Origin of the sequence: Bacillus sp. FSL M8-0266, assembly GCF_038613425.1 — a bacterium.
GTDB classification, from domain to species: domain Bacteria; phylum Bacillota; class Bacilli; order Bacillales; family Bacillaceae; genus Bacillus; species Bacillus pumilus.
On the sequence record NZ_CP152015.1, the window covers coordinates 819,454 to 831,798 of the forward strand.

The 12,345-nt window shown below is 41.8% G+C and carries 14 protein-coding genes; 6 read left to right on the plus strand and 8 right to left on the minus strand.

Annotated features, from left to right (window positions below):
* Window positions 1-161: 161 nt before the first annotated feature.
* Window positions 162-662, minus strand: a complete 501-nt coding sequence (locus MKY83_RS03870) for a GNAT family N-acetyltransferase (RefSeq protein WP_044139736.1) — start codon at window positions 660-662, stop codon at window positions 162-164.
* Between the two features lie 16 nt (window positions 663-678).
* Window positions 679-1,842 (minus strand): MFS transporter, encoded by a 1,164-nt coding sequence (locus MKY83_RS03875; RefSeq protein WP_003218010.1) that lies wholly within the window; start codon window positions 1,840-1,842, stop codon window positions 679-681.
* Between the two features lie 75 nt (window positions 1,843-1,917).
* On the opposite strand from MKY83_RS03875, the gene MKY83_RS03880 reads away from it, so the two are divergent.
* From MKY83_RS03880 to MKY83_RS03890, 3 genes are all read left to right on the plus strand, one after another.
* Window positions 1,918-2,295: an OsmC family protein gene (locus tag MKY83_RS03880; RefSeq protein WP_044139735.1), complete on the plus strand. Its 378-nt coding sequence runs from the start codon at window positions 1,918-1,920 to the stop codon at window positions 2,293-2,295.
* 64 nt (window positions 2,296-2,359) lie between these two features.
* Window positions 2,360-3,427, plus strand: a complete 1,068-nt coding sequence (gene cax, locus MKY83_RS03885; RefSeq protein ID WP_342488176.1) for a calcium/proton exchanger — start codon at window positions 2,360-2,362, stop codon at window positions 3,425-3,427.
* Window positions 3,428-3,515: 88 nt separating this feature from the next.
* On the plus strand, window positions 3,516-4,277 hold the full coding sequence (locus MKY83_RS03890) for a YfkD family protein (RefSeq protein WP_342488645.1): 762 nt from the start codon (window positions 3,516-3,518) through the stop codon (window positions 4,275-4,277).
* A gap of 353 nt (window positions 4,278-4,630) precedes the next feature.
* Here MKY83_RS03890 and MKY83_RS03895 read toward each other — a convergent pair whose 3' ends face one another.
* From MKY83_RS03895 to yfkAB, 3 genes are all read right to left on the minus strand, one after another.
* A complete protein-coding gene (locus tag MKY83_RS03895; protein WP_044139732.1) occupies window positions 4,631-5,350 on the minus strand; it encodes a YebC/PmpR family DNA-binding transcriptional regulator in 720 nt (239 codons plus the stop codon).
* A 256-nt stretch (window positions 5,351-5,606) separates the two neighbouring features.
* Window positions 5,607-6,443 carry a mechanosensitive ion channel domain-containing protein gene (locus MKY83_RS03900; RefSeq protein WP_003218032.1) on the minus strand — a complete coding sequence of 279 codons (837 nt, stop codon included), beginning with the start codon at window positions 6,441-6,443 and terminating at the stop codon, window positions 5,607-5,609.
* 7 nt (window positions 6,444-6,450) lie between these two features.
* A complete protein-coding gene (gene yfkAB / locus MKY83_RS03905) occupies window positions 6,451-7,572 on the minus strand; it encodes a radical SAM/CxCxxxxC motif protein YfkAB (RefSeq protein ID WP_050944782.1) in 1,122 nt (373 codons plus the stop codon).
* 146 nt (window positions 7,573-7,718) lie between these two features.
* Here yfkAB and MKY83_RS03910 point away from each other — a divergent pair, with 146 nt between their 5' ends.
* Window positions 7,719-7,910, plus strand: a complete 192-nt coding sequence (locus tag MKY83_RS03910) for an SE1561 family protein (RefSeq protein ID WP_044139757.1) — start codon at window positions 7,719-7,721, stop codon at window positions 7,908-7,910.
* A 101-nt stretch (window positions 7,911-8,011) separates the two neighbouring features.
* The gene (gene pdaA, locus MKY83_RS03915) at window positions 8,012-8,803 is read left to right on the plus strand and encodes a delta-lactam-biosynthetic de-N-acetylase (protein ID WP_342488177.1); all 792 of its coding nucleotides are present in this window, start codon (window positions 8,012-8,014) and stop codon (window positions 8,801-8,803) included.
* 34 nt (window positions 8,804-8,837) lie between these two features.
* On the opposite strand, the gene MKY83_RS03920 is transcribed toward pdaA, so the two are convergent.
* The 3 genes from MKY83_RS03920 to MKY83_RS03930 form a co-directional block, all read right to left on the minus strand.
* Window positions 8,838-9,329 (minus strand): DUF2716 domain-containing protein, encoded by a 492-nt coding sequence (locus MKY83_RS03920; RefSeq protein WP_044139729.1) that lies wholly within the window; start codon window positions 9,327-9,329, stop codon window positions 8,838-8,840.
* A gap of 32 nt (window positions 9,330-9,361) precedes the next feature.
* The gene (corA, locus tag MKY83_RS03925; RefSeq protein WP_106067576.1) at window positions 9,362-10,321 is read right to left on the minus strand and encodes a magnesium/cobalt transporter CorA; all 960 of its coding nucleotides are present in this window, start codon (window positions 10,319-10,321) and stop codon (window positions 9,362-9,364) included.
* Window positions 10,322-10,453: 132 nt separating this feature from the next.
* Window positions 10,454-10,966: a hypothetical protein gene (locus MKY83_RS03930; RefSeq protein WP_044139727.1), complete on the minus strand. Its 513-nt coding sequence runs from the start codon at window positions 10,964-10,966 to the stop codon at window positions 10,454-10,456.
* 432 nt (window positions 10,967-11,398) lie between these two features.
* Between MKY83_RS03930 and MKY83_RS03935 the strand changes: the two genes are divergently transcribed.
* The gene (locus MKY83_RS03935; RefSeq protein WP_065097472.1) at window positions 11,399-12,268 is read left to right on the plus strand and encodes a DNA-3-methyladenine glycosylase; all 870 of its coding nucleotides are present in this window, start codon (window positions 11,399-11,401) and stop codon (window positions 12,266-12,268) included.
* Window positions 12,269-12,345: the final 77 nt, after the last annotated feature.

Here is a 12,345-nt window from a genome sequence, read left to right on the forward strand (position 1 = left end):
GGAAACCACATATGTCCAAACAATCGAAAAAAGGCGGAAGCAATACGAAACAAAACAAAGGCCATCAGCCTAAGCACAAAACAAGCGGCAGTGCGAACGGGCAAAATGGATATCACTAAATGAAAAAAACTCCTCTGCATGTGTGCAGGGGAGTTTTTCATTCACAATCGTATATATCGTTTAAGGATAAAAGCGGCATCAGGCTTTGACTCATAGTGAGGATCTAGCTCGAATCCGGCATTCATTGCTACACGTTCACTTCGAACATGACCTACGGGACAAAAAATTTCAAATCCATCGACTTTTGAAGAAAATGTTTCTGTCATATATTTCAAGATCGTTGTCACAATGCCTCGACCTTGTGCGTCTTGACGAATCCAATAACCGATATTGCCTATTTTCTGATTAAACGTCAGGCGGAACACCCCGATCAATTGGTCATTCAGCTTAATGCCAGCTTCCAACCCTTTTTGTTCATTGTAGATGGTTTGAGTCGATTGAATAAACGTTTTGACATCCTCTATGCTTTTGCAGTGATGAACCCACGGTAGCCATTCCCCTAAATGAGCCTGATTCTCTTGAATAAGCTCCAATAATGTGTCCGCATCATCTAATTGTAGAGATGCTAAAGTCAATTCATTCGTGACGTCGTATGAAAACAAAGATCGACCCTCCATTTTAATGACTTTCCACCACTGCCGCCGTTCGCCCAAATCGAACGCAGAAAAATACGAACAATATCACGATGCTGACAAGGTAAAGTAAATTCATTCCTTCAAACGTTTGCACAAAGATTCCACCGAGAACAGGCCCTAGAATACTTCCCGCACTAAATGCCATTCCGCACATCAAATTTCCAGCAGGAAGCAGATGTTTTGGCAATAAGTCGGTCATATAACTGATGCCAAGTGAGAAGGTGGAGCCTACAGCCATTCCGGCAATAAAGAAACAAATCGCAACAGCTAAAACCGATTGAATGAAAATCCCTGCTAGTAGAAAAAAGAAAGACCCAACGAGAGTCACACATAAAATGATGCGGCGCCTGCCAAACCGGTCGCTAAGCATACCGAGAGGCAGCTGAAAGACAATACTTCCAATGGCAAAAGCAGGTAAAATAAACGCCACTGCATCTACGGTCACCCCGCTTCTAAGTGCATACACAGGGAAGTTGCTATTGAGTGTCGTTTCTAAAAAGCCATAGCAAAACGGCATCATAAAGGCGACCCAGCCAAATTGAAAGGCTTTCTTAAAGCGCTTCAAACTGTTTGTCTGCTCTGACGTCTGCACTTCGCCCGTATCTGGATATGTATTTTTCAAAACAAAAACAAGCAGCCAAATACATAAACTAACAGCACCAGAAACAATGAAAGGTAAAGATGGGTTGATTTCGATGAGTGGTGTTAAAAAAGGTCCAGCGGCAAAACCAAGTCCAAAGGATAACCCATACAATGAAATATTTCGCCCGCGATTTCTTGAAGACGACGCATAGGTCACCCAAGTCTGTGTAGAGAAATGCAGCATATGATCACCAATCCCGATCATGAGCCGCAGGAAGAACCAGACAACATAAGATTCAAAAAACACAAAGCTGAACAAGCTTAAAAAGACAGCGGCGCCTCCAATGACAATTAACGGCTTAAATCCAAATCGGCGAAGCGGCGCTTCCATAAAGGGAGATGCTAGCAGCACGCCGAGATATAAGCCTGTGGCATGCAGTCCGTTTAACGTAGGAGAAGTCCCGGCATGTTCAAAAATAATCGAAATGACAGGCAATAACGCTCCCTGCGAAAAACCAGATACAGATACAAGTAAAATTAAAATCATAAAGTGAATTCTCGACATAAGAAGCTCCTTACAAGTTCATATTTTCATCGTACAATGGAACCATAGCGGTTTCAATAGAAAGGTGGAAAAGGAATGAAACTGATATACGAATCAGGCCGGTGGATCGCGGGAATAGATGAAAGGGAGCTGTATATATCAGCAAATGAAGAAACGGGATACAGACCCTCTCAATTGTTCACCTCAGCTATTACTGGCTGTTTTGGAGAAATGCTCATTCATGTATGCCGGAAAAAGCGAATATCCTGTGAAGGACTGACGATTACACCTGAAACGACAAGAGCAGGCGCTGTAAACAAAATCTCCCGTATTCATTTACATATTTTATTTGAAGGCGTCCGTACATCTGCTGAACAAATAGAGAAAGTCATTACACTTGCATTGAAGCATTGCGCGATGGTGCAGTCCGTGAAAGGAAGTATTGAAATCACCTTCTCACACGAGAGAATCTAAATGTATATGAAGCCGGCACTCACGAAAGAATAACAGTCAGACATATGTAAAGGAGAATGGCTGTATGAATCGTTTGTTTCTTGTGATTGTCGCAATTGGTGTGCCGCTATCGGTGATTGGCAGTTTTCTTCATTTTCCGCAGGTCATCATGTTTACTGTGTATTGTATCGCCATTATTGGCCTTGCTAGTTTTATGGGAAGAGCCACAGAAAGTCTAGCTATCATAGCGGGCCCAAGAATTGGTGGGCTTTTAAATGCCACATTTGGAAATGCGGTGGAGTTAATTATTTCGTTTTTTGCATTAAAGCAAGGACTGACAGCCATCGTCCTTGCGTCGTTAACTGGATCAGTGATCGGAAACTTACTGCTTGTGGCGGGGCTGTCTTTTTTCGTTGGCGGTTTAAAATATAAGCGCCAAGTGTTCAATGTCCATGATGCAAGGCACAACTCGGGCTTGCTCATGTTTGCCATTATTGTGGCGTTTGTTATTCCAGAAGTGTTTTCGGTGGAGATGGCTGAGGAGAAGCAATTTGTTTTAAGTATTGGCATTAGCATTGTGATGATTTTGCTTTATGTTGCAGCACTCTATTTCAAATTGGTCAGCCACCGAGGTGTCTATGTTGCCAAGCAGGAGAGCATGGACGGAGAGGCGGAGACGGAAGAAGAAATACCTGAATGGTCTGGTAAGTTTGCCACTTTGATTTTGCTGCTTGCAACGATGGCCGTTGCGTACATTTCAGAGCGCCTCGTCCATACATTTGATACAGTGGGAGAACAATTTGGCTGGAGTGAGCTGTTTATCGGAGTCATTATTGTGGCCATCGTCGGCAATGCCGCAGAACATGCCTCTGCTGTCATCATGGCGTATAAAAATAAAATGGATGTCGCAGTGGAAATTGCTTTTGGTTCCACACTTCAGGTTGCGATGATGGTGGCACCAATCCTTGTCATTAGCTCGCTTTTTTTCAATACGCAGATGCCACTCATTTTCTCCTTACCAGAGCTCATTGCGATGGCATCCGCTGTGTTACTCACAGTCATTTTATCTAATGACGGAGATACCAATTGGTTTGAAGGCGCCACATTACTTGCTGCCTATTTCATTATGGCGATTGGATTTTTCCTTTTATAATCTTTTGTGGATAAGGGACGTCTTTGCGGAAAATACTATGGAAAAATGAATGAGAAAGAGTGATGATATGAAAAAGATGCCCCGCATCATGTTTGTTGTTCTCTTATCCTTAAGTTTTCTATACAGCTTTCCAGCGGAGGCGGCGAAGTCATTTAAGGTGCCATCGTCTGTCGCCAGTATTTCTAAGGAGAATACGTATCCGAATGCGTCACAGGACCAGCCATTGCTCCAACCGAGCGAGCTGACAGCAGAATTGTTTAAAACAACGAATGTTCCTATTGAGAATACCCATTTGATCAAAATGCTAAATGAATCCAGCATTTCAGGGACGCCATTAGCTGTTGGTTACCGCGCGACCATTTTCCTTGGCAGATGGGCACTGAGCTACGATTCAAACGAAACGGTCGCCAACTGGGAATACAAAAAAGTGAATACGAACAATATTGATAACAGAGGCGGCAACAAAACAGCCATTGGCAAATACGTTCAAAAGCAGCAAGTGAAAGTAAGCGGCGGGCTCACAGCAAAGGTACCAAACCCGGAAGATGTGAAAACATTGATGATGCAAAAAGCCATCCAAAAAACAAAGCTGCCCCTTGCATTTGACACAGTCATTGGCGCAGGAACAAAACGAGATCAATCGTACCATGTCTCTCCGAAAAAAGCAGCTTCGCTTCATGCCTATGCACCAGCGATTAACGAAAAAGGGAAGGTGACATACGGAGAAGTATACCTTGTGCTTAAAGGAAATAAACGCAAACTCGTCGTGAAAAACGTGACTTCACAAGGAATCGGCGCTTGGATTCCTGTTCAGGATCACCTGACGTTTGGGTTTCAAGGGATGAATTAAAACAGTCATCTCCTCTTATCAAGGGGAGATGACTGTTTTTTGCTAATTGGTTTTATCATTTTTCCCTTTCAATTCACTTTTGTAAAAGTCAAAGATGTTATATAAATACCATGCGATGAAGAGAAAGAAGATAATTTTTGTTACTATCATGAAGTTGATGAAAATAAAACTTAGCCCAAGAATAGGAATGATCATAAATCCATAATAAGAAAACCACCATGTTTTAAAAATGAAGCTCAGCTCCTTAAAGAGTTGTAGAAATTAACATTTTATTTATATATTACATGTTTTGAGAAAATAAAAAAGCCATAGCAGCAGTTGAATGAACCCAACCTCGACTATGGCTTAAATTTTTATTCCCCTAAATCCACATTATGATAAACCTGCTGCACGTCTTCAAGCTCTTCTAATACATCGATTAGTTTCTCGAATTGTTCTTTAGATTCATCATCTAATGTCACTTCATTTTGAGGAAGCATTGTAATTTCAGCAACAGTAAATTCTTGAGCGCCGGCTTGTTTGAATGCTTCTTGTACTTGATGGAATTGATCTGGTTCAGCGTATACAATCACTGTTTCATCTTCTTCCATGATGTCACGTACATCAACGTCTGCTTCCATTAAAAGCTCAAGCGTTTCTTCTTCACTTTTTCCTTCGACACCGATGACAGCTGTTTGGTCAAACATGTAGGCAACAGAGCCGCTTACGCCCATGTTTCCACCGTTTTTCCCGAATGCCGCACGAACATCTGACGCTGTACGGTTCACGTTATTGGTAAGGGCATCAACGATTACCATTGATCCATTTGGACCAAATCCTTCGTAGCGCAGCTCATCGAAATTCTCTTCCGCACCGCCTTTTGCTTTTTCAATGGCACGGTCTACAATGTGTTTTGGGACACTATATGTTTTTGCACGTTCTAGGACAAAACGAAGTGCTTGGTTTGATTCTGGGTTTGGCTCACCTTGTTTGGCAGCCACATAGATTTCACGACCGAATTTTGCGTAAATACGACTTGTACTGGCATCCTTTGATGCTTTCTTTTCTTTAATGTTGTTCCACTTACGACCCATCTTATTCACTCTCTTTCACTTAGAAAATACACAGTATGAGGGTCCCCATGCTGCATGAAATCATTCTGTTTTCTATTATACATGAATTAGTCAAGAGGATAGAAGTTAGAGGGCTGAAATGAAGAGATTTCTTAGCTGATGTGTCCAAGCTGTTCAAGCGTTTCATGTTTTTCGAGAACCCGAGTCAGCTCGGCGCACCTAATAAATAAAGAAATAAGGGCCAATGATATAAAAAATAACCCCATCACAAATGAGGTTATTTTGCAGGCTGGGGATAAACGAGATCTTCAAGCAATTTGACATCATGCTGATGAAGTTGTTTGATCATTTCTTTTCGGACAGCGAGGGCGGCATCGAAGTATTTTTCGTCTTCGACCATTCCTTTCACTGTGATCTCAATCCCGCGGTTCAGCTTGTTCAGACCCATAATGCCATGGACTTGAAACGGTTCAATGGCATGCTGGAATTCATCTTTTTTAAGAAAATCATGATGCATTTGATTTAAATTGTCACAGGCCGTTTCTAGTGCTTGAAAGGCTGTATCTGGGTTTTGATTCGCACTAATTAATACAGACTCCGTAATCCGCATGTAGTGCATGTTATAGTTTTGAATTTGCCGGATGTCTCCGTTAGAAATGGTTAACAGCTTGCCGCTCCATTCTCTAATTTGCAAAGAACGGAGACCAATTTCTTCAATCGTTCCATTAAAGAGGTTATTCACTGTCACATAATCCCCTTTATGAATCTGACGTTCATAGATCAGGAAGATGCCTGCTAAAATATCACGAATTAGCGTCTGGGCGCCAAAACCGATGACGATCCCAGCAACACCAGCACCTGCAAGAATTTTTCCAAAATCATGAAAGAAGAGAGAAATGACATAGAATACAAAGCAAATTGAAGCTGTGTACTTCGTCACAGATTTGACCAAGCTCTCGATCGTTTTCTTCTTCTTATCTTCAATAAACTCCGTTCGTTTAAAGAAAATCTGAAGGGCTTTGTTGATGATAAAGACGGCAAGCCAAAGAACAAGTCCAACAATTAGAATTTCAATGTATTTGTTCTTGACCACTGTCAGAAATGTATCGTCCATCTATCGGTTACCCCCTGGCTGTACGAGAAGTAAAATCAACATCTTGATAATAGCTGTTTTTCACAAGAACATTCGGACCGAGGCATTGTACGCTTGGACAATGACAATTCAGCTCTTTTGCTAATTTTGTGTCCATCCAGCGAGTATAAGCTGATTGCAATGTATCGGTCGCAATATTTCCAAGCGGCGGTGTATCACCAAAGTCCGTCACAATAATATTCCCATCAAAAATATTCACATTCAACCGTGAGCGTCCGTCAGGGTCATTTCGTACCGTGACATGCTTCTCCTGACGCAATCGTTTGAGAAGGCGCTGGTCTTCTTCATCTGTACTGCAAGAATAAAATGGCAGGGTGCCAAACAGCATCCATGTGTCTTGATCACGAATATCAAGCAGTTGATGAATCGCATCACGCATTTGCGGTAGCGTCAATGATTCAAGGGCGCTGGCAAAATCACTTGGGTACATCGGGTGAACTTCGTGGCGCTGGCATTTCATTTCCTCCACAATTTGCCGGTGGATGTGTTCAATATATGGAAGTGTGCGTTTATTAAGCATGGTTTCAGCAGATACGGTAACACCTGCTTTGACAAGTGCCCGGCTATTCTCAATCATGCGGTTAAATAATTTCTCGCGCTGCTCAAAGGTTGGTTTTCTGTCCATCATCGCAAAACCGACCGTTGCAAACTCTTCGACAGTTCCCCAGTTATGTGAGATGTGAAGAACATCTAAGTATGGAATAATTTCTTCATATCGCGCCAAATCAAGTGTTAAGTTTGAATTGATCTGTGTACGGACGCCGCGTTCATGGGCATACTTTAATAAAGGGACGACATATTCCCGCACAGATTTGAGAGAAAGCATCGGCTCTCCGCCTGTAATACTGATGGAGCGCAGTAGCGGAACTTCATCTAAACGGCGAAGCAGTAAATCAAGCGGCAGTGCATTCGGGTCTTTTGGCTGCAACGTATAGCCGACCGCGCAGTGCTCACATCTCATGTTACACAACGTCGTTGTTGTAAATTCAATATTTGTCAGCTTCATCTCTCCGTAATCCTGCACATCGAGATAGGCTTCCCAAGGGTCATATGCAGGTGTAATCGGACGAAGTGCTGTTTTTTGGTTCATGGTATCTATCTCCTTTTCATTCGGGCAAACGTGGACCCGCCAACAGTTAATTTTAAGCCCCATCACCGTTATACGCAAGTGGGGTTTCATTGATTTACAAGGGAAAAAAAGATAAGCTATAAACAAATGCTAAAGGGAGTGTATCTATGGGCAAGGCAGCAGACAGCAAAGAGCAGCAGGTTGATTATTTAAAGAACCGATTAGATATGTTTATGAATGTGATTGATTCATTAGATCCTGAATCAACAGATGTTGAGGATATAGACAGACTGATCCAGATGATTGACGACCTAGAAGCGAAATATGAACGGTTTAAAAGTGATTGGAAGGAAGAATAGCTCGCACAGTGCGGGCTTTTTTCTTTAAATTGGCAGGTGAATCAGTGTATGAGTTTCGGTCTTATTCTGCACAATAGAAGAAAAACCGGGAAGTGACGTAAATGAAAAAATACATGCTCATCTGTTTATGTGCGCTTTTTGTATCCATGCCTCTCTCAGCAGCGGAAGCCGTATCTAATAAGCCCGTCCATTGGGGATTTGCGAAAAGCAAAGAACACAAGCCAGCAGATGCGGGTAAAGAACTGAACGCTCTTTTAAAAAAGTATGATGCCTTCTATTTAGGAAATACGAAAAAGAAAGAGATTTATTTTACCTTCGACAATGGCTATGAAAATGGGTACACGCCGAAGATCTTAGATGTGCTGAAAAAACATCGAGTACCAGGCACCTTTTTTGTGACAGGGCATTTTGTAAAGGATCAGCCTGAGCTCGTCAAACGTATGGCAGAGGAAGGTCATATCATCGGCAACCATTCCTATCACCATCCAGATTTAACAACAAAGAGTACGGAAGAAATCAAAGAAGAGCTGGGGCGTGTCAATGAAGCCGTGTACAAAATCACTGGAAAACAAGACAACCTCTATCTTCGTCCGCCGCGCGGTGTATTCAGTGAAAGAGTGCTGAAGGAAACAAAAGAGCTAGGCTACCAAACCGTTTTTTGGTCAGTGGCGTTTGTGGATTGGCATATTCATCATCAAAAAGGAAAACAGTATGCTTACGATCAAATGATGAAGCAGGCGCATCCAGGTGCCATTTACTTACTTCATACCGTCTCAAGAGACAATGCCGAGGCATTGGATGATGCCATCACGGCACTGAAAAAACAAGGTTATTCCTTTAAAAGCCTAGACGATCTCATGCTTGAAAAAGTATGGCATCTGCCTCAGCTATAGAAAAAAGCTTGCAGAAGACCTGCGAGCTTTTTCTTTATCCTTCTCTTATTTTACGCTGAAACAAAATCGGATGATGACGCGTGAAAGAGTCAATCAAGCCCTCACCGAAAATCGTGATACTTTGCTCCCAAGGATGTCCTAGCAAGCCCCAATGCATCTCTTTTGATAAAAAGAAATAATAATCCCCGTTAGGAAGCACAGGCACTGTCCATTCTCCAAATTCATCTTTTTCAAATGAGCCGTATGGTGTGATCCAGTAGCATTCGTGCTGCCAGTCAAGTGCCAGCATATATTCGTCTGTTCTGATAAGCTCCTGAAAAACAAGTAATGCTTTCTCTTCAAGGTCTTCATCTGCATGTAGAAGGGAAGAGTCCTCAAAATAAGCAGAAATATCATATGTAATGAAAGGAGAAGGTACGCGAAATGAAGGGAAACGAGAGATGCTCGGATTAAATTTGAAATCTCGATAGAGCGTCTCCCATACGAGCTTTAGTTCTTGATGAGACAATGGAATCCAGTTTTTCATCTAACCGCCTCCTCAGCCATTCTCTCCACACATTATTTGAATATGCGGAACCATCCTTTATGCTTAAACCACAAAAGCATACCCGAGACGAGCGCACCCATGAAAATCAGTACGCCAAAATAGCCATACTTCCAGTGTAATTCAGGCATGTTATCAAAGTTCATTCCGTACACTCCAACAATAAAGGTCAATGGGATAAAAATGGTCGACACTATGGTCAGCGTCATCATGATCGCATTCATTCGATTGGAATTCAGCGTCTGATAGCTGTCTCTTAAATCTGCTGTCATTTCTCGGTTCGACTCGACAATCTCTGTTAATTTCAATAAGTGATCATAAATATCATTAAAATATGCTTGACGATTTGTATCGCTTTTCATCATGTGCGTGTTTACAATACGATATAAAAGGTCCCTCATCGGGATAATCGTTCGTCGCAGCTTGAGCAAATCGGATCGAATTCCAAATACTTCGTTCATCAGCGTTCCATATGTTTTATGACCTTCTTCATCCTCGATTTCATTCAGCCTGTCCTCAATTTGATAAATGATTGGGAAATAATCATCGGTAAGCTGATCAATCAGCATATAAGCAATATGCTCAGGTCCGCTATTTCGGGTTTTGTCAGATTCTTTGAGCTTTCGAATGACACGATCAATGTATGGTGCTTCCTTCAAATGAAAGGTCACAATATAATTCTCACCAACAAACAGATCGATTTCCTCAGATCGAAGCGTCTTTTGATTCAGGGCATGAAGCACAAAAAATAAATACCCTTCATAAAAATCAAGCTTCGGCCGCTGTAAATAATGGAAGCAATCCTCAATCGCAAGCGGATGGAACTGAAAGTATTCCTTTAAAAGCGCTGCTTCCTTTTCCGTAGGCGCATGAAAATCAATCCAATACCAGGCGATATCGGGGCTTGAAAGCTGCTGCAATGTTGCATGTTCAATCAAGTCTCCGTTCTTTGTCACTGCAAGTTTTTTCAGCATATACACCCCTCCAGACTTGCATTATATCATGAAGCAACGCCAGTGAACTTATACAGTTTCTCCATAAAAAAGCCGATCTCATCACTGAGATCGGTCCAATGTGCGTGTATGATTGATGGATAAAACCGAGAATTAAGGACGATGGAACGTAACAAATTTATCTTGACGATCGAACCAGCCTCTGAACGCCCAGTTATCCCAGCCGCCATCGCCGTTGTTTTTAAAGGTACCACTTTCAAATACCCAAATACCGTAAACAACGTTACCAAGATTAGCAGTAGCGAAAGTTTTCACGCCGTTAAAGCGGTCTTCATAATTTTGGCTTAGGTTAAAGACCATGACATTATATCTGCCACCAGCAGCATAGAATGTGCTTTCCATCACGCTTTTAACGAATCCAGAACGGTTGGCATTTGCGTTTACTGCGTTAACAATTGCATTGGCAATTCCAAGAACATCGAAGTTGACGTTAACATTAGGACTAGCAGTCGTTCCAGCTTTTCCTTCAGCCGCTTTGTTTAATACAGTTTGCTGTAGTGTAGTTGAGACGGGTGCTGATGTTTTTTTCTCAGCAGCATCAGCGAATACTGGTAGTGTCGAAGAAACAGCAGTGGCAAGGGCAATAGAAAGAATGGTTTTTTTCATTGGTCGGATCTCCTTTGTTTTTTAATTTTGGGTCTTCTTTTTCGTAAAATGTGAAACTAGGTGAAGCCGGTTATCAATGAGGTAAAATATGTTCCTGCAAGATAAAACAAATGATTGCCTAATCAGCTAATTCCTTTGTTCACCTCCTTGATATGTCATAATTATACAAATATTTTTGGAATAGAAGATATCACCCAGAGGTTCTATTTCTAATTTAAGGAAAATGAGCCTAAAATCTTGAAGGGTGCTGTCGAATTTTAGCTGAATTCGACTAAAAATGTTCTTTCATCCAACAGGAAAATGACCGTAAATAAGGAAGATATAACTGATGAATTCTTGTACTCTTTATGTTTGAAAGTATTCAATATAGAGAATCATTCATGCAAAGTGAAACAATCGCATCTGCGTGTTTGCAGAAAGGAAGAGGAAAACATGTGGGAAAAAGAGCTGACCGTTGAACCGCCATATCACTTCGATCAAGTGCTCAGACGCTTATCAAATGATCCATTAAAAGCAGTCGATTTGAATAAAAGAGAAATCAAAGTACCAATCAGATTAGAACAAAAACCATACGTTGTCGTCGTTCAAGCCACCGGAACAAAAGAAGCGCCCACGTTTCGGGTGAAAGGAAATGGTCCTGAGGAACCTCTCATATGTGAGGTGAAACGGATATTTGGCATGGAGCATCAATTAGACGCTGTGCATGAGCATTTTTCTCAAACCAACTTAGCGCCCGTTTTTGAGCGTCATAAGGGGACACCGCTCATGCTGGATTTTCACTTATATCATTGCTTGATGAAATGCATCATTCATCAGCAGCTCAATCTGGCGTTTGCTTATGAACTCACGAAACGGTTTGTTCATACGTACGGCGAGCAAATAGAGGGGGTTTGGTTTGATCCTTTACCAGAAGCCATCGCTTCACTTGAAACAGAGGATTTGAGAAAGCTCCAATTTAGTCAGAGGAAAGCGGAATATGTCATCGATGTCTCAAAGCGAATTGTGAGTGGCTCTCTTTCTTTAGAAGAATTACACGATTTAACTGATCTGGAGGTGGAAGAACGTCTGCTTCCGATTAGAGGGATTGGACCTTGGACAGTTCAAAATGTGCTCATGAATGGACTTGGAAGACCGAATCTCTTTCCGATGGCAGATATCGGGATTCAAAACGCCATCAAACGGCACTTTGACCTGCCTGCAAAGCCGACAAAAGAAGAGATGGCAGCATTAAGCAAGGATTGGACTCCTTATTTAAGCTACGCTTCTTTATATTTATGGAGAAGCATTGAGACAGATAAATGAAAGGGATTTTCTCTCTTTGTCCAAGTCATGGTATACTAATGAGATGGAATAAAATGAAGACAACCTATCAAGGGTTC